Below are 23,148 nucleotides of genomic sequence, written 5' to 3' on the forward strand. Positions count from 1 at the left end.
GCTGCAAAGCCTGTCCGCGCACCTCACGTACAGGCCTTTCATCAGTCAAGAGGCCTGCCATCATGAGTAACTACGCCGGGCACCAGCTCGATGAGAAAAAGATGTCCGCCTTCCAGTGGTGGGTCATCACCCTCTGCTTCGTAATCAACATGCTAGACGGCTTCGACGTTCTGGTGATGGCCTTCACAGCCTCCTCCGTCGCCGCTGACTGGGGGCTCAACGGACTGCGGCTTGGTTATCTGCTGAGCGCTGGCTTGGTCGGCATGGCAATTGGCTCACTGTTCATTGCCCCTTGGGCTGACCGCTTCGGCCGTCGGCCGCTGATTCTTGTCTGTGTAGGCGTGGCAGGGACTGGCATGGTTCTATCCTCGCAGGCCACCGGCCCACAGATGCTTGCAGCCTTCCGTTTCGTGACCGGCCTGGGGATCGGTGGCATTTTGGCCAGCAGCTATGTCATCGCTGGCGAATACGCCAACAAGCGCTGGCGGGGACTCGCAATCAGCCTGCAATCGACTGCCTATGCACTTGGCGCCACCATTGGTGGGCTAATCGCAGCAAAAATGATTCCTGCGCTGGGATGGAGGTCCGTGTTTCTTTATGGTGGGTTCGTCACGCTCGCAACCCTTCCCGCGTTGTTTTTGTGGCTGCCAGAATCGCTCGCGTTTTTGATGTCGAGCAAGTCCGAAAGCGCAATCAAGCGGATCAACCAATTGCGCCTGAAGGTGAAACTCGCACCACTTGCCGAAATGCCTGAAACGAGCCAGGTTGAGCGCCCATCACTGCGAGCATCGTTCGCTCAGCTGTTCTCCCCCGCCCTCTTGCGCTCAACGTTGCTGATCTGGGCGTCATTCTTTCTGGTCATGTTCGGTTTCTACTTTGTAATGAGCTGGACCCCAAGATTGCTTGTCACTGCGGGGCTGTCCAATGAGCAAGGTATCACCGGAGGTGTGCTGCTCAACGTGGGGGGTATATTCGGCACCGCGTTGGTAGGGCTATTGGCCGCACGCTTCCGGTTGTCCAAAGTATTGATGATCTACCTCCTTGCAAACGCCTTGCTGCTGGCCGTCTTTGTCAAATTTACAAATACGCTGAACCTGGCATTTGCGCTGGCCATCCTGATCGGCATTTTCGTGAATGGTTGTGTGGCGGGGCTTTACGCGCTGACACCTTCCATATACGACGCTAGCCAGCGTGTGACTGGCTTGGGTTGGGGTATCGGCATCGGCCGTGCGGGAGCAATTGCCTCCCCTCTTGTAGCTGGACGTCTGATCGACGCGCAATGGACCCCTTCTGATTTGTACATGCTGTTCGCAATGACGTTCGTTCTCGCAGCTATAGCTGTCGCCCTGCTGAGAATAACTCCACCCAAAGCACTACACGCTGCCACAAGCCTCTGAAATACCAAAAAACCAAAACAAGAAGGTAAATCCGATGCGACGTTTTGCCGATTGCTTGCCGCTGTTTGCGCTAGGCGTGCCATCGCTTTGCATGAGCACTGTTGTTTCAGCAGCTTTTTTTGAAGACAGTACGGTTGCCCTGACCACCCGAAATTACTATCTCGATCGAGATTACAAAGGGGACTCATCAGTTTCGGCAGTTCGTGAATGGGCTCAAGGCTTCATTATCAAAGCGAACTCTGGCTACACCGATGGCCCCGTAGGCTTGGGCCTGGATCTCACAGGGATGCTTGGGGTGAAACTTGATTCGTCACCTGAACGATCGGGCACCCAACTGCTGCCTATAGATCCACAGACGCGCAGAGCACAAGACGCGTACTCTGAACTCGGCGTTGCGGTGAAAGCTCGATTCTCACAAACGAACCTTTCAGTAGGCACGCAACTTCCCGCGCTTCCCGTGATCACTGCTAGCCCTGCACGCCTCCTGCCTCAAACTTTCAGGGGCGCGTCAATAACGAGCTCAGAAATTGAGCACCTCACGTTACAGGCCGGGCGAATGGATCGAGTCAACCTTCGGGACTCGACAAACAACCAGCTCATCGCAATGGCTTCACCGAACGGACGGTTCAAGCCTGGCGTATTCTCTGATCGCTTCGACTACCTGGGTGGCGAATACCGCGTTTCAGAAAATTTCACAGCGCGTTATTACCACGCAAATCTTGAAAATATCTACGAGCAAGACTTCATTGGAGGTATTCATTCTATTGCAGCTGGGCGGGGTAAGTTGAAAACGGAGTTGCGAGTGTTCGACAGCCGGGAGAACGGGCGTGCAGAGGCTGGCAAAGTAGACAACCTTAATGCCGGCCTGACGATGAGCTACCAAACGGGTGGGCATACGTTTGGAATGGGCTACATGTATCAAACCGGAGATACGGCCTTCGCCTATCTCGCTGGAGGCGAGCCTGTCGTTCTGAGTGATGGGACCATGAGCGCGGATTTCGTGAACCCCAAAGAACGCACAATGCTTCTGCGATACGATTACAACTTTGTGGCGATGGGTATTCCGGGGCTCACGGGCATGATCCGCTATCTAAGGGGAACGAATATTGATTTGCCCCATCTCGGAGGCAGCGACCTTACAGAGTCATCGAAAGACCTGGAGCTTTCTTACGTCGTACAGTCTGGACCAGCCAGAGATTTAGCGTTTCGCGTCCGGCATGCATTTTACCGAAACGATCTGAGCTCAGCGGCAACCTTCAGAGACGACAACGAAACGAGAGTCAATGTAGATTACACAGTGAAATTCTAAAAACACGGCATCACGTCTGACGAAATCAAGTACTTCGGCGTTCGCCAGCAGCCCACTACCATGGGCAGCTATCGATAGCAGTCAGGGGTGACCGCTATCGATCTTTCGGTGGTCCACTACAGCGTAGCGTTAACGGCTCGACCGGCTGCGTTGCGCTGGGTGAGACACCACAACAGCTTGCGAGCGGCGTCCAACGCGTGTGCACCTGCCACCGAAATCGGATCATCGTGGGCCCCTACCGGGGTGCTCACGCCCACCGCAACGATGACCTTCCCGTCGAACAAGATCCTGCCAGGGTGGTGACGTCCAGCGCCGGATGGCCGTCGTTTCAGTAACATCGATTCATCACGAGACTGGTTGACATAGACCTATCAATACCCCCGCATCTTGTGCGCTGGAAACACCAAGAAATCAGATTTTCCCTCTTCCTTGTAGTCCATTTCCCAAACATACTCTCGCCGCACTTTTTCCGTTGCGGTCGCTTGGGCTGCGTTCTAGTCTCGGCGGGTCGCTGTTGTTCAGCGATCGGCTTTGACAGGCCGCGACGGTATTATGCATACGGCTTGCCTTCAATGGCGGCTGTACGTGCGGGCACGCTTGCGTGCGCCGGAACTTGCATAGTCCGCCGGTCTGTCAACCCATGTACAGCTGCCACCCTTCTGTTTGACAGCGGATAGGTGACCGCCTAATTGAAGGTACTATGCAATGCTCAAAATGGTCCCCGATCCACCCCACAACCACCACTCCCTCGAAGACACGATCATCCAGGCTGCGGAGTTCGCCCTGTGCGCGCAGAGCGTGGCGCAGCAGGCTGTTTCGCTACAGCCCAGAACGCCCGCCTCGGTTCTGATGATGGCCTCGATGCATGAGCTCGAGTCGCTACGCGTACTGCTCGAATCAGCCCTGATCCAGCTGCAGATGCCGCCCGAGCCGCGCACCCTGCACTAGGCCGTTAAGCCTGTTTTGCCTGGGTGGGCGCTATCGCCGGCAAGCCCATACGCACAGCGCGCTGCGTGAGACCGGTGCTGAGCTAAAGGCGGGTTGCCCGTCATGACGTTCGCCCAGGCCCTAAACCTTCAGGGAGAATACGCAATGACCCCAGACGACACCAAAGTCACTGTCGGCAAGACCACGTTCTACCAGGGTGAAAACCAGACCCACCCACTGTTTCGCATCGAAGCGGGCATCCCTTGCCAGAATGCCCGCGAACAGGCTTCAGAGCTGATGGGATATGTGCGGGACCTGACCATCGAAGGCTTGATGGAAGATAAACCACAGCTGATCTGGGCTTCGCACTACCTGAGTGCGTTGGCCAAAGCACTGATGGATGATGCCGAGCTGGGCATGATGCACTAAGGGCTGAACTGCCTGACCATGGCGGACGTTCATTCAACCGATTGAGACATGGCCACACGACCGGTGGTTGGTAGTTTTCGGGCAGAATAAGTCATGAGTAGGTGCGCCTGGGGACCCTTGATGGGATCAAGTCGTGGTTGACCCCCAGGCGCATTGACAGTTACTTCATTCCAAGGCGTTCGAGCGTAGCTTCGAGCCCCAGTAGTTGAACGGTACTGATGCCGGCCTCGATGCCATGGCGAATGCCGTCCTCCTTGTCCTCGCGAGCCCTGCTCAGACTAATGACTTCCTCTACGCGGTCTTTCTTTACGACTACGAGGCCGTCTCGGTCTCCGACGATGATATCGCCAGGCTGGATATGCACGTTGCCGATGACGATGGGCACGTTCACTTTTCCAGGCTGGCATTTGTTCGTCCCTTTGATGCTCAACCCACGAGCAAAGGTAGGGAAACCCATTTCGATGATGGCGTCCGCATCTCGCACCGCGCCGTTCATTACCAGTCCTACGATGCCGAGTTTTTGTGCGGCGAGGGTAAGCAGATCACCCCACGGGCCGGCTTCCATGAAGCCCTTGGCATCCACGACGAGCACATCCCCTGGTTTAGCCTTGGTCAAAGCGAAGTGAATCGCGAGGTTGTCGTCAGGGCGGCAGTCAACCGTCAGGGCCGGGCCGCATAGCCTCACAGTCGGATCAATCGGTTTGAAGCAGCTATCAAGCGCACCGGTCTGACCTTGGGCTTCATGAATAGTGGCTGAGCCGAGCTTATTGAGGACTTCGATTTGTTCTTGTGGGATGGGCATGGCTGTATCCGTCTGGTTGGATCGGGCTCAAGCCTTAAGGACTGCTCGCTGATCACTGATCACGCTTCGCCGTTGCTTGAGCGGACACAGAAGGTGTCTGCGAATACAATAAAAGTACAATCAGGGTTTATGCAAACAATTTTGGTACAAACGGTAGGGCCCGTGGCGATAATGAGCGCTACGCCGGAGCATCGGGCAGGGATTTCCTGGTGCCTGTGGTAGTCCAGACAGACAGGAGAGAGAGCGGCAGATATGGCTAGTGAGCAAATCTACGAGACTTTGCGTAATCGCATCATTGCCGGTCAGTACGAGCCTGGGACTCAGCTGAAGGAAGAGCCTCTCAGTAGAGAGTTCGAGCTGAGCCGCACGCCTGTCCGTGCGTCCCTCAAGAGGCTGGTCGATGACGGGTTGGCGGTAGTGGAGGCCAACCGGGGTGTATTCGTGGCGGGATGGACGAAGTGGGACGTCGAAGAGATGTTCAGCTTGCGGGAGCTGCTGGAACCACACGCCGCCATGCTAGCTGCCATGAGGGCTACAGAGCAGGACGTACAAGCTCTCCATCGAATAAATGACGCGATGGCATCCGCTATCAAGCGGGGTGACGAGAACGTCCAGCTTGATGTCCAGGCGGCAAACAGGGAGTTTCATCATCAGTTGTTGGAGACCGCTCGCTCCCAACGATTACGCTCCATGCTCCAGACCCTTATCGACATGCCTGTGATTACGCGGTCCTTTTTTCTCTACGCTGAAGCGGACTTCGCCCGAAGCCTGCAGCAGCACATGGACATCACCTATGCGATCGAAATCGGAGACGGGGAGCTTGCGAAGCAGGCTATGACGACGCATATCCGGATGGCCTACCGGCGCTTCATGGCCCACCGATCGGGAAACCCCACGCCTCCGTAAAAAAAATACAATCACAGTACAATCTGGTTTATAGTCGGCTCCATAAGAACAATTTCGGAGGAGCCATGAGCCCCATCACACCCAAAACGGCTGACGCGCAACTGTCTGAATCTGCGCGCCTGTTTAGCAGTTCGCGGACCTCCCGAATGGTTCGCCCTCTTTCGATCCTGTCATGGCCTGCTATCGCCGTGCCGAGGCTCAGTCATCGTCGACGTCCCGACCGCCATCCTCTGCATCTGCATCTTCTCGATCCGCCGACGTAGCGCTTCAAGGCCTTGCGTCCTAAAGCGCACAGGCATTCCAACAATCAAGGTAAGGTCGCTAAATGCACGGGCTTAGGTCCGACGGCATGCTGTTGCCGTAAACAAACCCAGAGCGACCTGCTGATAACCCGCAACCGTTAATAATAAGAGCAGGTGAAAGCATGAGTAACGGTATCAACAACGCCCAAAAACCATCTCGGTTCCGGTGGGTCGTCGCCGGATTGTTCTTCTTGGTCTATACAGTCGCGTCGGCTGACAGAGCAAACCTCGGCGTGGCACTCCCGTTTATCCGGGAGGAATATCCAATGACCAACGCCGAAGCAGGAGCGCTGCTCAGCGTATTCCTGTTGGCATACGCATTGGCGCAGATTCCCTCCGGCTTCGCTTCAAGCCGCTATGGCGTAAGGAAGATTTTTTCCTTCTCAATGATCGCCACCTCCGTCTTCACGGCCTTGATGGGCACCGTCAGTTCGGTTGTGGGGCTTAAAATTTGTCGGTTCTTGCTCGGCATTGCCGAGGGTCCTCTGCCGATTGGCATCGCCTCGACGATCAACAACTGGTTCCCGGCCAAGGAAAAGGGCACGGCGACTGGCATTTTCCTTGCCGCAGTCAAATTCGGCCCAGTCTTGGTCCCACCGCTCTGCGTGGCTATCGTCGCGATGTGGGGTTGGCGCGAAATTTTTTACTTCTTCGCCATTCCAGGGATCATCTTGGCGATCATGTGGTATTTCCTGGTTACCAATCAGCCGTCGGAGAGCAAATTCGTAAACTCCAAGGAGCTCGAATACATCACCGATGAAGCTAACAACGTTATTACCCAGCAAGACAAAGCTGCACGCCGGGACTTCAAAAAGCTCGACAAATTTATCCGTGTCACGCCGGTAGAACCCATTTCTACCAGCAAGGGTCTTTTCCGCTCTTGGAACGTCATCGGGTGCTCACTTGGATACAGCTTCCAGGTCGGCATCTCCATGATCCTTCTGTCGTGGATCCCGACCTATCTTGTGAGCGTCAAAAACTTCTCGATCATGAACATGGGGTTTGTGGCCGCAGCGCCTTGGGTAGGCGCAATTTTCGGGAATCTGCTGGGCGGCATCCTTTCCGACCGCCTTCTGGGCAAGCGTCGGAAGCCAGGCATGATGCTCTCTGCTCTGGCTACGGCCGGGATGATGTACGCCCTGATTAATTCGCCCAACGATCCGCTTCTGTACGCAGGGCTGATGTTCCTCACGGGCACGCTCATCAGCATCGGCTACTCGTCCTACATGGTTTACCCCATGGGTTTGGCCTCGAAGAAGGTATTTCCTGTGGCGAGCTCGATCGTTAACACAGGTGGGCAGCTTGGCGGGGCAGCAGCGCCATTCCTTGTGGGATTGCTTCTCGACAGCTACGGCTGGTCCCAAGTGTTTCTTTGCATGGCGATCGCATCGTTCGTCAGCTTCCTAATCCTGCTCACTATCAAAGAGCCCGTTCCCGCTGCTGCTGTTAGCACTTTGGACGCAGATGCCACTACTCACCATCAAGCCGAGCTGAAACCGTCCAATACCTGATTGGTTTGGGCCTACTGCCGAGCGAGCGACTGTTACTGGTTTGCTTCACCACAGAGGATTTTTAAATGACTGCCGCCTTCAAGGCACAGGTGTGCCGCCTGGATCTCTGGATCAACCCTATCTTTGACGAAACGCTGGCACGCAATGCCAACGTCGATCTTCAGATTGCATCCCGAGATCCTGAGGACTCGGACACGGCTGATGCGTTAGCGCAAAGCCATGGGTACCACGTTTGCGCAGCTAAAGATGATCTACCCAAGCGCTGGTGGGTGACAGAAGCGTTGATCAAGTCTTGCCCCAACCTGCTCTGTGTGTCGGCGGGCGGGGCCGGCTACGACACAGTAGATGTAGCTGCTTGCACTGCTGCAGGCATCCCCGTCGTGAATCAGGCTGGTGCGAATGCCCATTCGGTGGCAGAGCACACATTCGCCCTGCTACTAGCTGTGGTCAAACGAGTGGTTGAGTCCGATAGAAAGCTCAGGACCGAAACCGGCTTCACACGCGAAGATCTGATGGGGGATGAAATTCACGGATCCACGTTCGGCATCATCGGTATCGGTGAAATTGGCACCCGTACGGCTAACGTCGCCAAGGGTTTCGGATTGGAGGTTTTGGCCTACGATCCCCATCTGACTCCGGATGAGATCCGGTCACGTGGGGCAGAGCCGGTTAGCCTGGAGGCTCTTTTGCAGCGCAGTGACTTCGTCTCGCTGCACTGCCCACTCAACTCTCAAACCAGGCATATGATCGGCGCTGATGCATTTGCAATGATGAAGCCGGGTTCGGTGTTCATCTCCACCGCTCGGGGTGGGATTCATGATGAAGCCGCCTTGTATGAAGCGCTTAAAACCGGGCACCTGCGAGGTGCTGGTCTGGACGTTTGGGAAGTCGAACCACCACGCCATGAGGCCCCGCTTCTCAGCCTCAGCAATGTCGTTGCGACCTTCCATACCGCAGGAGTGAGTCATGGCGGACGTCGCAATGTAGCGCGTTCTTCCGCAGAGCAGCTGATTTCCATGCTCGAAGGCACTCGACCTCCCCATCTGCTAAATCCTGAAGTCTGGGACCGGTTCCTATCGCGGCGCTCAGAAGTTCTAGGGCGGCTGGAGCAGCCCGAGGCTGTGTAAGTAACTTTGGGCCCCCGCATGGACGGTCATTGTCAGTGCGGGGACTGACGTAAGGCACGGCCTCAACTTTCACTGGATGACTCATGAGCCTCACGCGACGGCATTTCGTAGCGGCTTCGGCCTCCCTTTTAGGATTCGCAGCCGCAGGACAAAGTTTGGCCGCTGTTCCCTGGTCTACAGGCGAGCAACCGCCCAGACTAAAATTCCCCTCCGGTAGCGTCGACTGTCACATGCACCTGTTCGACGACCGCGTCCCTCCCGTACCAAATGCCAAGCTTCGACCACCGAATGCTACCCTTGCTCACTACCAGCAGCTTCAGGAGCGTCTGGGGGTTCATCGGATGGTAATAGTTACGCCCTCCACCTACGGCTTTAACAATCAGGTGCTGATGGACGGCTTGGAAGCCAGTAACGGCAACGCTCGCGGGGTCGCTGTAATCGAGCCGACTATCAGCGACTACGATCTACAAAAGATGCATGCCGCCGGGGTACGCGGCGTTCGCATCAATTTGAGCTTTGGTGGAGCTGGCATCGAATATCTTGAGCCCTTAGCTGCTCGAGTGAATGAACTGGGGTGGCATGTTCAGTTTGTATCCCCAGGGAAGGCGTTGCCCGGCTTAGAAGCGCGATTGCGCAAGCTCCCCGGTACTGTGGTTATCGATCACTTAGGCGAAGTAGAGCAACCTGGCGGCTTTGACTCTGAACCGTTCAAGGTATTGCAGCGTTTGCTGGATACGGACAAGGTGTGGATCAAGCTATCGGGCGCCTACATCAGCTCTGCTGTCGGAGCCCCTTCGTACGAGGATTATGGACAGCTGGCAGGGCTTCTTGTTGCAAAACGCCCTGATCGTTTCGTGTGGGGATCTGATTGGCCGCACGTCACTGAAAAAGGGTCTAAGCCAGACGATGCACTCCTAGCGGACTTACTTCTTGAATGGATACCGTCTGAATCAATTCGGAATCAGATACTGTCGTTGAACCCGAGCAAGCTGTATGGCTTTCCCACATAGTTCAACAGGATTCGCAAGGCTATGGACTTTAGATCAAGCCCGTCCATGCGAGGTTTGATAGGCCAGGGTATTGCTATCTCAGGAGCGTTCGCCGTTCTAACAAGCCTCTCGATCATCTGATGCATTCCGTTAACTTGTTGACCAATGTTCGCTTTGGGTCGGATAGCGACGGTCTGCCTCGAACGTCGCTTTGGATGGTCAGACCTGCGTCTGCTCTGCCATCTCCAAGGCATCGTCGACCTCAATCCCCAGATATCTGACGGTGCTTTCAAGCTTGGTGTGACCAAGTAGGAGTTGGACTGCCCTTAGATTCTTCGTTCTGCGATAGATCAAGGAGGCCTTCGTTCGCCGCAGCGTGTGGGTGCCGTACATGGCTGGGTCAAGGCCAATGGCTGTTACCCAGGCTTTCACTATTCGAGCGTATTGCCTGGTGGAGAGATGATCTGAACCGTGTAGCCGGCTCGGAAACAGACAGTCCTCGCTACGGAGGTGAGCCTGATGCATCCAGGCTTCCAAAGCCATACGGGTTTGCTCAGTGATCTCAAATTGCACCGGATGTTGAGTTTTCTGCTGCATCACGATCGCTCGTGACGACACATGCTCTCCATGGGCTACGTCCCGTACACGAAGCTTGGTTAAGTCGCAGGCTCGCATCTTGCTGTCGATGGCCAAGTTGAACAACGCCAGATCCCTAGATTTCTTTGCGATCTGGAGCCTTACCCGGATGGCCCAGATATCTCTGAGTCGGAGCGGGGGCTTTCTGCCCGACTAGCTTTCCCTTGTTCCATGGACGATGGGCGTAGGTAGCAGCGGTTTTCATGGGTTGTCCTCCGCGTTAGGGGAGAACAAGGGTGAACTCGATACGGTGGACGGTCGCTAACCGACCCATTGCGGACACTGCGGCCCGCCTCAGTTCATTGAGCCTCAGCGCACTATGATTTCGTCAGGGAAGTAAACGCCCACAGAGCGGTTGGGGCGTACTCCTAAAACTTCACCGGCCATGCTCTGCACCACCGTCTGCCCGCCTTCTATGGGCATTCCAGTACATCGATCCTCGGCTTGTGCGTCCGGTGGCAGGCTGAACAGCATTTGGCCTTGATAACGGCTGACCTGGATGTCGGCAGGATAGTGAACAGGGCCGAAGTCGAAGGGTTGGTTCGAGTAGCCTTCCCATGAGCGAGCTTCCCCGTAAGGCCTGTCCAGAATCATGATCAGTGAGCGCAGTTCGATCCCCTGTACCTTGACCGGGCTTTCCTCGGACCTAGCCAGCCAACCAGTAGTGTTGGAGGATACCCTCACCGGCCCAGGCCAGACGATGCCGCCCAGGACTGTACCTGGCGCCAGCGTGCATCGACTCATCTTCCATTCGGAAAGCTTGAAATGAGCACCGAATGGAAAATCGAACTCGATCTCCCCAGACTCACATTTCCATCCTGCCAGGTCATGGGCTGACAGGGTCTCTACCGTCGCGAAACCGTGCCCCTGCGCCAGTTCCAGACGACGCACGGGCATACCTAAGATGTGACCTGGCGTGCGCTCGAAATCAGCCTGCTCCAGACTCTGCATGCCATAGGGCACGGGATCGCCGGACAGGTCGTTGAAAGGCTCCAGGTTTCGCAAATGGACTCGCGTCCCGGCTGGAAGCACCAAATCACCGATCACTTCCTCGTGTTCGAGGCGGGGATTGTGCGCACGCCAATCCTGCCAGAGGCTGTTGGTGGACTCGATGTAAGGCACACTGCCGGCTGCAAGCAACACCAGCAACAAGCCGCACCTCCAGCGCCGCGCCGCCATATAACGACGGCTTCGCGGAATCAGCAAGGCGATCAGGCCGGCGATGAAAAGCCAGAGAGAAACTTCGGAAAAAATGTAGATCATGTAGCCGAGCAACATGAGTGGCATATCGACAGGAATCATGGACGTCCTTGTGAACCCTTCTATGAACGTCGCAGAATAGGCCAGATGGCAGTGATGCCCCAAGCCTGGTCATAGAAGGACATCCCAAGGCATGACGCCTGACGAAGCTTTACGATTTACCCGCACGGTCGCTGGGCTTTCGATCACAACAGTGATCCTGGGCCTAATCCTGGCGCTCTACATGCTGCAATCGCCAACCACTTCCCCTGTCAAAATCTCGGGCATCCTTGCGTTCGCCGTCTTGGGGCTCACCAACCTGATTTCAATGATATTGAACGCGATTTACTGGTTTATCCGGCGGGAGCCAAAATGGCTTTCGGTAACGCTCTTGGTTCAAGCCGTTGTGGCAGTTGCCACGTTGATTCCATTCTTCTAATCAGTTCATTTGTACGGCTAAGCAGTCTCAACATAGAGCTAGCCCGTAGCGCCAAACTGCCAAGGAGGCAATCTGTATGAAACCGGCAAATTTCTGGAAGCACGCATTGTGCATTGCAGCAATCGGCTGCTGTGGTTCAAGCCACGCGGCAGCGTTACCACAGGGATGGCAGATCCGCCCGCCTGCGGCCGAGGACCTCGAACGTGGGTTGCCGTCGGCTTTGCAGTCGCAGGAATTGGCCAAAGACGGGCGCAGGCTTGCCAGTGTAGAAATCGTCGTGGATCTGCCGTACACCCAGGTTATGCCGATAGTCGCTTCGGCCTTGAGGCAACTTGGCCCTGTCGACGACGAGATTGTTCAACAACCGTTGTCGCGCCTGAACGACGACTGGGGCGAGGTACTGCTGTCGCGTCGACCCGATCTGGTGAAAAACCTGGTCGACCAGGTCGTTCTACCCAAGTTGCAGCAGGATGTTCGTGAGGGGGCGTTGGCCAGTTCCGAAATTCCCAATCATATTGCCCGTATCGAAAGGACTATACGCTTTCAATCAGGCAACGCGCTCATGGGGCCTTTGACGGAGCCATTCAAACACTGGCACGGCAGCGTGCGACGTACTCACGGCGCACTTGGGCGCAGTACAAGCATTCTCGTTGCCGACGTGAAGCAACTCGACGCTGTCTTTGGGCGGCCTGCCAGCGCAGTCTACCTGACGCGAGTCGACGAGTTTCCCAATCCCAAGGCCAACTTCATCGGCCGGCTACGGGAACTTGCCAAATTCGACATCTTCAGCCCTACCGCCCCAGATCGATTGCATCGGCAAAGCGTGCCAGAGGAACTGCTCAGCCCGGTTTACGGCGCGTTGAGTGCAATGCCCAAGGCCAATCTGCAACTGGGAGCAAACCCGGAACAGTGGCGCGCGCCTGCAACACAAACCCCAACCCCGCTGGTTAGCGAGCCCAAACTCACCCTTCCGGACAGCCATGCGCAGATACTCCAGGCAGCCGCCGTGTTCGCTGTGCGCAGCACGGACAAATTCACCGTACTGGCCGATGACAGCGTTTTGCTATACCGCAACTACCCACGCGCACTGCTTTACTGGTCGCCAGCCACGGGTGGCGAGCCGCGCGAGGTCTGGACGTCTGCGGGGAGTTACAGCAAGTCGCAATTGGCCCGTGATGTCAGTGGGGCTTCGGCGTACCTGGCATTGGAAGGTCTGGTCATTCGTTTTGACGCGAAAAGCACAACGGTGGCCACACACCCGATGGCCTACGACACACCCGACCGGCTGGGCTACGACTACATTGACTACGTGCATGACGGAGATGGCGTACCGCTGACTTACCGCCACAACTATCGCGGCAATCGGGATACGCTGGAAGTGTGGGAGCCCGCTGCACAACCCGCTGAAGAGGGTAGCGAATGGTCGTATACGCTGCGCTATGCTTCTTCACGTCAGGACATGATGAAGGGACCATCGCGCACCAACAGTCAGATCAAGCCCGTGCATTGGGATGGGCCTACGCCCAACGCATGGGTTGAAGACCTTTACGGGCTCACCGAAATCAATGGCAAGACGGGCCATGTGCTGCGCGTGGTGAAGCTGCCTCGGCGTTTTGGTGAGGTCGACTTGCGGGATGACAGCGGCATGGCACAGTGGACGCCGGAGCCATTTGGTTCGGCCAAAGGCGGATGGATTGCCGTCGGCTTCGTGTTGATGGAGGGCCAACGGCGCAAGCCTGGCCTGCATGTTGTCGACATCGCCAGTGGCAAGATTCGCTATTCGCTGACACTTCCGGGGCAGGACTCCCTGGGTACCGCAGTGGGCTCGCCTGACGGTCAACTGCTGGCAATGGGCACCGGCGGCCCTGAAGATGCGGTAGTGCTATGGAACCTGCAAAGCGGGCGATCGTTGACACTGAAAACCGACGACGCCAAATGCAGTGGTATTGAGCAACTGCAATGGAGCCTGTCAGGTAAACACCTTTGGGGGCGATGCTGGAACGGCCTGATTGCTTGGGATGTGCCAGGAAGTTGGTGAGCCTTGGTTTTCATTTGACGTTTGCTTGAGAGTCGTCGCATTTGCGCAATTATCAGGAGCGACGCCATAGGCAGGCGCCGACCAAGGCAACGCAGCCGGCTACCAGGAACGTCCATAGGTTCAGCCAGCCAAACAATACAAACGTATCGGATACGCCCGATGCGTCGCTGCCGCTTACCCCAGCGGCGCTGATGCCGATGATGAGCAGTCCTACCAACGGTGCAGTGATCAAGTAGAGCACGCCAAGAAAGAGAAGTCGCCGCCGCGTCAGAAAGGTCCGAATGTCCTCGGATCGCCGCTTCATGCCAACGATCTTGCACGGTAGTGTGGCAAGTGACCCGATCGCGTATAGCCACATGCCAAGAACAACGATTGCTGGAAAGGACATGGTACTTGTATCTCCTGAGGCTACCCTGGGGGGGGCTGCTATCGACCCACTGCGGCAACATGCACTCCACGGGTCAACGCTATCGATTACGACCGTAGTCGCTCTATTCCCGAGAAGACCTCCTCTGCGTGCATGTCTAGCGTGCTAAGAGCACCGAGTACATTCTGGTGGATGTTTGTCGATCCTCGCTGGCTTACCCACAGTAATATCTCCTCTAATGCAGCCCTAAAAGCTGTCTGGTTCATCATCAATAGCTCCAGAGTGTCTGCGGCGATGGCGGCTTTCTCGTCCATGTAATACCTCCGTTCGGCTCGATGTGGATTAGCCTACAGCGTAGTCTTGGCTTCGTGCACTGTAGCCTTGCGCGGCTCGGTGACCGCTTTCGACCCAGGCTGTGTGAAAACGCTTGGCGCGATCCGACTGGTTAGAAAATGACCAGAATTTCGCGCTCCTGCGCGAAATCTGGGTTAGCTGAATAACCAAGCCATTTCAGATTTCACGTACGCTCGCGATCTTCAGAGACCCGTTTGGGTTTTCACACAGCCTGGACCCGTAGCAGACATCTGTAACTGGGTAGGCGTACAGCGAACTCCAGTTTCGCCATCAGCCACGGCATCAATCCCAACGTCATCCGTAAATGCCTACTGCTCCACCAATAGCCGCCGGCGGCAACGCTGCCAGCTTTCATCACGCCAAGAGCGCAAGCGTTGCAGTTGCAGCCCCAGATCGAGGTGATGCGCGTAAATAGTCTGGGCTAATCCTAGAGCCGCTTTTCCATAACGATGGTGCGCTCCGCCCCATGAAACTCGTCGCGGATTTTCTGATAACCCAACGCGGTATAAAACCTTTCAGCTGTAATCGACGATGGCACACGCACAGCACTAATTCCTGCGCGGGCAGCGGTTACATGAATGACATCCATCAAATGCCGACCGATACCGCCTTTTTGGTGAGCCGGGTCAACGAAAACACTTCTGACCACGTCACGGTCGAGACCGGCAGTGCCAATAATTTTTTCGCCCAGCAAGGCTACGAAAACGCTGCGCTTGGCGAGCTGTGTGGTGATGACTTCAGGAGAAAAGCTCTGCTCCACCTTAGCGATCACATCAGGCGGGTAGTCCTGTGAATTTGACTCACGCAGGGCGGCTAGAACTACGCGGCTAATCGCTGCTGCATCTCTGCTCGTGGCGGGACGAAGTAACATTCCATGCTGAGACCTCAATCCTGAAGAATTACAGCTTAGCGCATCGCAATGTGCCTTCCCCAAGCTATGGTGGTAACTGCCGTTTGACAGACGCCACATCAGTCACGACTCATCCTTTCATTTGCCAAAGCTTGGGGCAGAGTCGATACCACTGACATCCATGCCAAAGGAGTCACCTATGTCAACGCTTTATCCCAGTATTGATCCTGAGGGGCTGGTCGAGTACTCGGTGGTCTACACCGACCGCTCGCTCAATCACATGTCACAGGCATTTCAAGGCGTGATGAAAAACATTTCCAAGACCCTGAAACAGGTCTACAACGCCCAGGCTGTTGCGGTGGTACCAGGGAGCGGCACATTCGGCATGGAAGCGGTGGCACGGCAGTTTGCCAGCGGCCAGCAATGCATGGTGATACGCAACGGCTGGTTCAGCTATCGCTGGAGCCAGATCCTTGAGATAGGCAACATTCCGGCGGCTACCACGGTGCTGAAAGCCCGACCGATAGACACGGGTCGCCAAGCGGCTTACGCCCCACCCCCTCTTGACGAAGTCCTGGCAGCCATCAAGGCGCAGAAGCCGCAGATGGTCTTCGCCCCCCACGTTGAAACCTCATCAGGGATTATCCTGCCCGACGAATACGTCCGGGCCGTCGGCGACGCCGTGCATGAAGTGGGTGGCTTGTTCGTGCTGGACTGCATCGCCTCCGGCACGCTTTGGGTTGATATGCAGAAATGTGCAGTGGACTTGCTGATCAGCGCACCGCAGAAAGGCTGGAGCGCCTCCCCTTGCTGTGCCTTGGTGATGTTCAGCGCGTTGGCCCTGGAGCGCGTGGAGCAGACGCGTAGCAGCAGCTTTGCCTGCGACCTGAAAAAGTGGCTTCAGATCATGCAGGCCTACGAACAGGGCGGGCATGCCTACCATGCGACCATGCCTAGCGACTCGCTCGCGCGATTCAACGACGTGATGAACGAGATGCAGGCCTACGGTTTCGATAAGGTCCGCGGCGAACAACAGGCCCTGGGCGATCGGGTGCGCACCATGTTGACCCGCAAAGGCATCAAAAGCGTGGCTGCTGCCGGTTTTCAGGCCCCTGGCGTAGTGGTGAGCTACACCGACGATGCGGGTATCAAGACCGGTAAGAAATTTGCCGACCACGGCCTACAGATCGCCGCGGGGGTACCGTTGCAATGCGACGAGCCCGCCGATTTCCAGACCTTCCGCATCGGTCTGTTCGGGCTCGAAAAACTGCACAATATCGAGCGCACGGTCAGCACCCTTGAGCAGGCGATCGACGAAGTGATGGCGAGCTAAGCCATCGTCCCGGCCGCAGCACCTACCGCAGGTGAATTTGCCCCCAAAGGCGCGCCCACTTTCAAGGCGCGCCGAACAGCATCGTCCAGTACACACCCTCATCGCTACGCGAGTTCGCAGCAAAAGCAGCGCCCACCTGGGTAAACATCGGGTTCATCAGGTTGGCGCAATGCCCGGGGCTGGCGAGCCAGCCTGCCATCGCCTTGCTTGCAGCCCCCTGCCCGGCAGCAATATTCTCGCCGATCTGTCGTCCACGGTACCCGGCATCGCGCGCCCGGTCTGCCGGTAGATCGCCGTTGGGGTCGCGGTGCGCGAAGAAGTTGGCGTTGGCCATCGCCCGACTATGTCGCTGCGCAGCCGCGCCCAAGGCGGTATTCCAGGCCAACGGACGTGCAGCGGCGAAGCGCTGGCGGCCACACAGGCGCGGCTTCGACCTTGCTGCGTTTACCTGTGCCAGCAACGCTTTGCCAACGGATTGACCATTGCCGAGCTGGGCATCGAGCAAGGGGCGCGCCAACACTACCCGCCACACGTTCCGGTCGCGACTGATACCAATATCGGCAAATTGGCTATCGAGCAAAGCAGCGCAGTAGTCGCTGCGCAGCATGTCAAAGGCCTCCTCGGCATCTCGGGCGCCGACCAGGCGGATGGCCCGCACCTTCACCGCCTGGTAGCCGACAGCCTTCAACCCTTCCCGCAAACCACCGCCATAGCCGACAGGCAACGCCAGCGTCGACTTTAGGAGCAGCGGCGTCGACACCTGCACCAGGCGCCTCTCGCAGCGCTGTGGCTGGGCACGGTAGTCGTTGATGGCCCTTACCAGTTGCCGCTCCCCGCTGGCATGGACGGGGCTGACGAACAGGGAGAGCAAGGGGATGAGGCAAAACGAAAAAATGGCGGAGTAGCGGACAGCGTGGCGCATGGGCGAACGGCTCAAGAAGGATGACGGCAGCAAAGCCACTTGAAGGGGCTCGGCTCAGACTGGGCATCTCAAGTAAGGTTCAAGCGGCAATGATGATTTGTCGGTAGAGCGAAGCGCTGGCTTGGGGCGTGGCCGCCAGATTTCCGCACTTGGCCTGGAAATGGAGCGGTTTGGCTCCTATACCAGAACAGCCGGTTTTGGTAGACAATCGCCAGCCGATCCTGACCTCGCAGAGAGCGCTGCGGCCTTTGACAGGCGCCGCCCGCCCCCAGAAAAAGGAAGTCCCATGCCAGCTTGCCCCCTCCCCACCGACGAAGCAGCTCGCCAGCGCACGCTGGATGAGATGCACCTGCTCGATACGCCGGCCGAGCATTACCTCGACACCCTGGTACGGCTTACCCAGCAACTGGCACACGTGGACACGGTGCTGATCAGCCTGATCGACCAAGAGCGCCAGTGGTTCAAGGCACGTATCGGGCTGGCGGCCAGCGAGACGCCGCGCAACGTTTCTTTCTGTGGCTACGCCATCCTTGGGGAGGGCACATTGTTGGTGCCCGATGCCACGCATGACCCGCGTTTCGTCGACAACCCGCTGGTACTCAGCGCCCCCTATATCCGCTTTTACGCCGGGCACCCCCTGCGCGCGGGGAATGGCAAGGCCATAGGGACATTGTGCATGCTCGACCCCCGCCCGCGCACGCTGAACGAAACGCAGCAAGCGAACTTCAAAGACCTGGCCACGCTTGCAGAGGGTTACCTGCAGCTGCGTGGCCTGATCCAGAGTAACCGTGACTTGCGCCTGGAAATGGACCGAGAGCAGCGCAAGGCCATGCTTGATCCGTTGACGCAGTTGTGGAACCGCAACGGTCTGACAGCGTTTCAGGACCACGAGCGGCGCCGGGCAGCACAGAGCAGCCTGCGCCTGGGGGCGATCTATGCGGACCTTGACCATTTCAAAAGCATCAACGACAGGTATGGCCATGCCAGCGGCGATCAGGTGCTCTGCGAATGCGCCCGCCGCCTGCGCGCAGCCCTGCGCCCGGACGATCTCGTGGTGCGCCAGGGCGGTGAGGAATTCGTCGCTCTGGTCAGGGTCAACGACAGCGAAGAGCTCAAGGGGATTGCCGAGCGGGTTCGGCAGATGATCGGCAGCGAGCCGGTACAACTTTCCACCGGCCCGCTACGGGCCAGCGTGACCATCGGCTGCACGCTGCTCAACGATGACGAACACCTCGACCAGGCGCTGGAACGCGCCGACACCGGGCTCTACAGCGCCAAGCAGAATGGGCGGGACCGGGTGGTTTACGTGCAATCGGTAGCCTGAGCGAAAGCCGCCAGATCCGACTCGACCACGCCCAGGGATACCACCGCACCGCTCGCGTCAGGATGGGGCCCTGGCCGTGCCCTGTATGTCGGCCGTCTGCCTGGAGCCGACCTTATGAAGCCGCTACGCGCTGGAGCTCATTGACCGATACGCCAGTTTGCTCGAGCCAGGCTTTACGTCGGGCAAACAATGCAGGCGCGATGACGTTGACCTCTGTGATCAACACATCCAGCTCGGCATTTTTCAAGTGCCCGTTTTCGACCAGTACCCGCCCGGCCACCATGGTCATGTCGACATCCCCACCCTGGACCGCATGGACGAGGTTGTGATGAAGGTTGGCCAGCGGTCCTTGGGTGATCAACGGTGTCATTCTTGGCGTATCAATGCGCACCGCGATGATGTCCGCTGCCTTGCCTTTTTCCAGGGAGCCTATCTGCTTGTCCATACCCAGCGCGCGGGCGCCGTCAATGGTCGCCATGCGACAAACCGACCATGCGTCGAGGGCAGCAGCATTGAGGCTGACGAACTTGGCCAACAGCGATGACACTTTCATTTCCTCGAACATGTCCAGGTTGTTGTTTTCTTTCTCGCCATCGGTCCCCAAACCGACCGCGACGCCGGCCGCCAGCATTTTTTCCACCGGTGCGGCACCCGAGGCCAGTTTCATATTGCTGACCGGGTTGTGTGCCACTCCGACTTTGCGCTCGGCCATCAAAGCAATTTCGGCATCGTCCACCCAGACACAGTGAGCGAGCAACACCTTCCTGGCATTGAGCAGGCCAAACTTTTCCAAAGCCTGGACGGGCCTGATGCCATGGCGGCGAAGGGTTTCTTCAACATCGAAGCGGCTTTCGTTGCTGTGGGTGTGGAATCCGACGTCATTGGCTTTGCAGATATCAGCAATTCGTTGCCAGGCCTTGGGCACTGCATAGAACAGGTGCTCCAGGCCGACCCAGACATTGATGCGGCCATTGGCTGCACCATGCCAGCGCTCGATCAAGGTTTCATTACTGTCCAACGTCTCGAAGTAGTCATGGTCCGGGTGCTCTGCTACGTATGGCACGAGCACCGCCCGGATGCCGAGCTCATTGGCCGCTTCGGCGCTACCGTGCATGTACCGCCACATGTCCACAATAGTCGTGGTGCCGGACAACAGCGCTTCGCTATAGCAGAGCATGGAAGCCAGGCGTGCTTCGCTGGGCAGCAGAACGCGGTGCATGGGGTCAATATACTGCTGCAGCCAGTCCCAAACCGGCAAACCTTCCGCCGTACCGCGAAGGATGCCGGAATGGCAGTGGGTGTTGACCAGCCCGGGCATCAGCAGCCGATCGGTCAGGCGCCGGACCTTGGCTTCGGGATACCGCGTGAGCAGCTCAGTTGCCGGGCCGACGTCGGCAATCACGCCGTCGCAAATCAATACGGCGCCATCCTCAATGACGGTGTTAAAGGCGTCCATGGTAAGCACCACGTCAGCCCTCAGGAGTTCACTGATCATCATGTTCGACCTTTTATGAATGTTTCTGGAGGGCCGGTATTCAGCTTTCGCCAAGTACCGCGTTACGCGCCGCACTGGCCTGCGCTTCATCTGTTTTGGTAGGTCCGTTGAACACCAGGTTGAGGATCAGTGCAGTGAGCACACTGAGAATGATCCCGCTTTCGGTGAACACCCGACTCCATTGGGGAAGGTGGTGGAAATACAGCGGGGAAACCATCGGGATCATGCCAATGCCAACGCTGGTGGCGGCGATCAGCAAGTTGTAGCGCGACTGCTCGAAGTCAACCGTAGACAGGATGCGCACCCCCATGAGCGTAACCATGCCGAACATCACCATGCCGGCGGCGCCGAGCACATACTGCGGTGTCGACGCCACCACATACGCCAGTTTTGGAAAGAGCCCGAGGGCGATGAGGATCAGCGCACCGGCTATGCACACATAGCGACTCTTGACCCCGGTCATGGTGACCAGGCCGATGTTCTGCGAAAACGACGTGTAGGGAAATGCATTGAATACGCCGCCGACAATGGCGCCCATGCCATCGGCACGAAGTCCGCGCACCAGGCGCTGGCGGCTGGTGGGCCGGTCGACCATGCTTCCCAATGCCAGGAACATCCCCGTCGACTCGACCATGGTCACCAACATCACCATGCACATTGAGATCACGGCCACGGCGTCGAACGTCGGCGGGCCAAACGCAAAGGGCGTGATGGTGGAGAACCAAGGCGTTTGAGCGATGCCATCAAGGACGATATCCCCGCGAATGAAGGCAATCACAAAACCGACCAATACACCCAGCAACACTGCGATATTGGCAATAAAGCCTTTAGCGAATCGGTTGAGCCCTAGAATCAACAGTAACTGAGCCAGCGAGATAGCCAGGTAGACCGGGTTGCCGTAATCCGGATTGGGCCCGCCATCAGCCAGCGTTGGTTGTCCGCCGGCTGACCAGTCGATGCCAACGCGCATCAGGCTGATGCCGATCACCAGCAACACAGTCCCCGTCACCACCGGCGGAAAATAGCGCAGCAGCCGCCCCATCACCGGGGCGAACAGAAAACCAAACAGACCCGACGCGATAATCGCACCATACACGCCCGGCAGGCCGAGGCCGGGGGTCACGGCGATGGCAATCATCGGCGTGACCGAAGCGAAGGTCACGCCCATCATGATGGGCAGTTGAATGCCGAAAAAACGGTTGCCCGCGCACTGCAAGAGCGTCGCCAGGCCCGCCGCAAAAAGATCGGCATTTATGATCAGGGTCAACTGGTCCTTGGGAAGTTTCAGTGCAGCGCCGAGGATCAGCGGCACAATAATGCAGGCCGAATACATCACCAGCACATGCTGAAAGCCAAGTACTGCAGTTTGTATCAGCGGTAAGCGCTGATCTACCGGGTGCACGCTAGGGGTCATTTGTCCTCTCCTGAAACGTATTGTCGAGGCAGTGATGAAATAAATAGTTATTGTGGTTATGGGTAGCGCAGCACCACCATGCGCCAGCCCGTACCCGTTGTAAAAATGGGTCCCATTTAATTTTTTTATGGAGCAGCGATGAGGTTGTCTCTTGAACAACTGGCCGCTTTTTCTGCGGTCGTCAGTGAGCGCTCTTTTTCGGCCGCAGCACGCAAATTGGGCAAGTCGCAATCCGCTGTGAGCATTTCCGTTGGCAACCTGGAAATCGATCTGGGAATTACCCTGTTTGATCGCAGTCAGCGCTATCCACAACTCACCAATGAAGGCAGGGCCTTGTTGCGTGACGCCGAGGCCATTCTGGGTCAGTGCTGCAACATGGAAAGTCGTGCGAGCAGCCTGGCGCAGGCGTTGGAGACTGAGCTAGTGATCAGCATCGACGAGGCGATCCCCTATCAGTCCCTTGCACCTGTTCTAGAGGAATTCTCCCGCCGGTTCCCCCATGTCGACCTTACTGTGTTGCATCCTTGCGGGCAGGATGTACTGACAATGATCGAAGACAAAAAACTATTGCTTGCCATGATGTGTACCCGCACTCATTACCCGCGAAATCTGCAATTCATACGTCTTGGCAGCATCACGTTCAGCAACGTCGTCGGCCGCCAACACCCTCTGGTCGCAATGCCCACCGTCAGCTTCAATCAATTGAGCAACTACCGACAGTTGATCTACCTCCCCTTCCAGGACCGCTTGCCCACCAGTGAATACCTGAATTCACCCAACCATTGGCGTGTAGAAAGCTATTTGACCTTGATGGACATGCTGCGCGCAGGCATGGGATGGGCCACAGTGCCCAGGCAACTGATACAAGCGTTGGGTCCCAATGGGGAGTTTGTGGAACTGCAGCTGGAAGCTTACCCGTACACCGATTGGACGGTAGGCGTCGACCTTGTCTGGTCGTCAGGCTTGCGTTTGGGCAAAGCGGGTACCTGGCTGCGTGAGGCGCTGGGGCGAACGCCGATAGCGACGTAAAAATTAGAA

At 57.1% G+C, this 23,148-nt stretch carries 21 protein-coding genes and 1 pseudogene; 13 read left to right on the plus strand and 9 right to left on the minus strand.

Features of this window, described 5'->3' with window-relative positions; translation table 11 throughout:
- Positions 1–62 precede the first annotated feature (62 nt).
- From ACMGF5_RS24620 to ACMGF5_RS24635, 4 genes are all read left to right on the plus strand, one after another.
- On the plus strand, positions 63–1,397 hold the full coding sequence (locus ACMGF5_RS24620; RefSeq protein ID WP_125925166.1) for an MFS transporter: 1,335 nt from the start codon (positions 63–65) through the stop codon (positions 1,395–1,397).
- A 34-nt stretch (positions 1,398–1,431) separates the two neighbouring features.
- Positions 1,432–2,706 (plus strand): OprD family porin, encoded by a 1,275-nt coding sequence (locus tag ACMGF5_RS24625; RefSeq protein WP_414157372.1) that lies wholly within the window; start codon positions 1,432–1,434, stop codon positions 2,704–2,706.
- A gap of 705 nt (positions 2,707–3,411) precedes the next feature.
- The gene (locus ACMGF5_RS24630) at positions 3,412–3,654 is read left to right on the plus strand and encodes a hypothetical protein (RefSeq protein WP_012314969.1); all 243 of its coding nucleotides are present in this window, start codon (positions 3,412–3,414) and stop codon (positions 3,652–3,654) included.
- A gap of 144 nt (positions 3,655–3,798) precedes the next feature.
- Positions 3,799–4,062, plus strand: a complete 264-nt coding sequence (locus ACMGF5_RS24635) for a DUF3077 domain-containing protein (protein WP_161872817.1) — start codon at positions 3,799–3,801, stop codon at positions 4,060–4,062.
- A 160-nt stretch (positions 4,063–4,222) separates the two neighbouring features.
- Here the strand turns inward: ACMGF5_RS24635 and ACMGF5_RS24640 are convergent, their stop codons facing one another.
- Positions 4,223–4,864 carry a 4-carboxy-4-hydroxy-2-oxoadipate aldolase/oxaloacetate decarboxylase gene (locus tag ACMGF5_RS24640; RefSeq protein WP_414157373.1) on the minus strand — a complete coding sequence of 214 codons (642 nt, stop codon included), beginning with the start codon at positions 4,862–4,864 and terminating at the stop codon, positions 4,223–4,225.
- Positions 4,865–5,116: 252 nt separating this feature from the next.
- Here ACMGF5_RS24640 and ACMGF5_RS24645 point away from each other — a divergent pair, with 252 nt between their 5' ends.
- The 4 genes from ACMGF5_RS24645 (at position 5,117) to ACMGF5_RS24660 (ending at position 9,720) form a co-directional block, all read left to right on the plus strand.
- Positions 5,117–5,770: a GntR family transcriptional regulator gene (locus ACMGF5_RS24645; RefSeq protein WP_125924075.1), complete on the plus strand. Its 654-nt coding sequence runs from the start codon at positions 5,117–5,119 to the stop codon at positions 5,768–5,770.
- A 424-nt stretch (positions 5,771–6,194) separates the two neighbouring features.
- Positions 6,195–7,583 (plus strand): MFS transporter, encoded by a 1,389-nt coding sequence (locus ACMGF5_RS24650; protein WP_115274445.1) that lies wholly within the window; start codon positions 6,195–6,197, stop codon positions 7,581–7,583.
- A 65-nt stretch (positions 7,584–7,648) separates the two neighbouring features.
- Positions 7,649–8,710 carry a hydroxyacid dehydrogenase gene (locus ACMGF5_RS24655; RefSeq protein ID WP_115274444.1) on the plus strand — a complete coding sequence of 354 codons (1,062 nt, stop codon included), beginning with the start codon at positions 7,649–7,651 and terminating at the stop codon, positions 8,708–8,710.
- Between the two features lie 230 nt (positions 8,711–8,940).
- Positions 8,941–9,720 (plus strand): amidohydrolase family protein, encoded by a 780-nt coding sequence (locus ACMGF5_RS24660; RefSeq protein WP_237858751.1) that lies wholly within the window; start codon positions 8,941–8,943, stop codon positions 9,718–9,720.
- 198 nt (positions 9,721–9,918) lie between these two features.
- Here the strand turns inward: ACMGF5_RS24660 and ACMGF5_RS24665 are convergent.
- Both ACMGF5_RS24665 and ACMGF5_RS24670 read right to left on the minus strand, forming a co-directional pair.
- Positions 9,919–10,540, minus strand: a pseudogene (locus ACMGF5_RS24665) (tyrosine-type recombinase/integrase).
- Between the two features lie 104 nt (positions 10,541–10,644).
- Positions 10,645–11,637, minus strand: coding sequence for a hypothetical protein (locus ACMGF5_RS24670; protein ID WP_414157374.1), 993 nt, complete (start codon positions 11,635–11,637; stop codon positions 10,645–10,647).
- Positions 11,638–11,728: 91 nt separating this feature from the next.
- On the opposite strand from ACMGF5_RS24670, the gene ACMGF5_RS24675 reads away from it, so the two are divergent.
- Both ACMGF5_RS24675 and ACMGF5_RS24680 read left to right on the plus strand, forming a co-directional pair.
- Positions 11,729–12,013 (plus strand): hypothetical protein, encoded by a 285-nt coding sequence (locus tag ACMGF5_RS24675; protein WP_115274461.1) that lies wholly within the window; start codon positions 11,729–11,731, stop codon positions 12,011–12,013.
- A 76-nt stretch (positions 12,014–12,089) separates the two neighbouring features.
- Positions 12,090–14,051 (plus strand): WD40 repeat domain-containing protein, encoded by a 1,962-nt coding sequence (locus ACMGF5_RS24680; RefSeq protein WP_323613618.1) that lies wholly within the window; start codon positions 12,090–12,092, stop codon positions 14,049–14,051.
- Positions 14,052–14,103: 52 nt separating this feature from the next.
- Here ACMGF5_RS24680 and ACMGF5_RS24685 read toward each other — a convergent pair whose 3' ends face one another.
- From ACMGF5_RS24685 to ACMGF5_RS24695, 3 genes are all read right to left on the minus strand, one after another.
- Positions 14,104–14,439 carry a hypothetical protein gene (locus tag ACMGF5_RS24685; protein ID WP_323613616.1) on the minus strand — a complete coding sequence of 112 codons (336 nt, stop codon included), beginning with the start codon at positions 14,437–14,439 and terminating at the stop codon, positions 14,104–14,106.
- 86 nt (positions 14,440–14,525) lie between these two features.
- Positions 14,526–14,732 carry a hypothetical protein gene (locus ACMGF5_RS24690; protein ID WP_323613615.1) on the minus strand — a complete coding sequence of 69 codons (207 nt, stop codon included), beginning with the start codon at positions 14,730–14,732 and terminating at the stop codon, positions 14,526–14,528.
- A gap of 467 nt (positions 14,733–15,199) precedes the next feature.
- A complete protein-coding gene (locus tag ACMGF5_RS24695; RefSeq protein WP_414157375.1) occupies positions 15,200–15,643 on the minus strand; it encodes a GNAT family N-acetyltransferase in 444 nt (147 codons plus the stop codon).
- Positions 15,644–15,821: 178 nt separating this feature from the next.
- Between ACMGF5_RS24695 and ACMGF5_RS24700 the strand changes: the two genes are divergently transcribed.
- A complete protein-coding gene (locus tag ACMGF5_RS24700) occupies positions 15,822–16,955 on the plus strand; it encodes an aminotransferase class V-fold PLP-dependent enzyme (protein ID WP_414157376.1) in 1,134 nt (377 codons plus the stop codon).
- 61 nt (positions 16,956–17,016) lie between these two features.
- Here ACMGF5_RS24700 and ACMGF5_RS24705 read toward each other — a convergent pair whose 3' ends face one another.
- Positions 17,017–17,877, minus strand: coding sequence for a CAP domain-containing protein (locus tag ACMGF5_RS24705; RefSeq protein WP_414157377.1), 861 nt, complete (start codon positions 17,875–17,877; stop codon positions 17,017–17,019).
- Positions 17,878–18,163: 286 nt separating this feature from the next.
- On the opposite strand from ACMGF5_RS24705, the gene ACMGF5_RS24710 reads away from it, so the two are divergent.
- Entirely contained in the window at positions 18,164–19,201 is a 1,038-nt protein-coding gene (locus ACMGF5_RS24710) for a diguanylate cyclase (protein ID WP_414157378.1), read from the plus strand.
- A gap of 112 nt (positions 19,202–19,313) precedes the next feature.
- Here the strand turns inward: ACMGF5_RS24710 and ACMGF5_RS24715 are convergent, their stop codons facing one another.
- A complete protein-coding gene (locus ACMGF5_RS24715) occupies positions 19,314–20,699 on the minus strand; it encodes an amidohydrolase family protein (RefSeq protein ID WP_414157379.1) in 1,386 nt (461 codons plus the stop codon).
- 37 nt (positions 20,700–20,736) lie between these two features.
- Positions 20,737–22,110, minus strand: a complete 1,374-nt coding sequence (locus tag ACMGF5_RS24720) for a nucleobase:cation symporter-2 family protein (protein ID WP_115274432.1) — start codon at positions 22,108–22,110, stop codon at positions 20,737–20,739.
- A gap of 138 nt (positions 22,111–22,248) precedes the next feature.
- Here ACMGF5_RS24720 and ACMGF5_RS24725 point away from each other — a divergent pair, with 138 nt between their 5' ends.
- Positions 22,249–23,139 (plus strand): LysR family transcriptional regulator, encoded by an 891-nt coding sequence (locus ACMGF5_RS24725; protein WP_115274431.1) that lies wholly within the window; start codon positions 22,249–22,251, stop codon positions 23,137–23,139.
- Positions 23,140–23,148 lie beyond the last annotated feature (9 nt).

The organism is Pseudomonas sp. BNK-15 (assembly GCF_047456105.1).
GTDB lineage: Bacteria > Pseudomonadota > Gammaproteobacteria > Pseudomonadales > Pseudomonadaceae > Aquipseudomonas > Aquipseudomonas putida_E.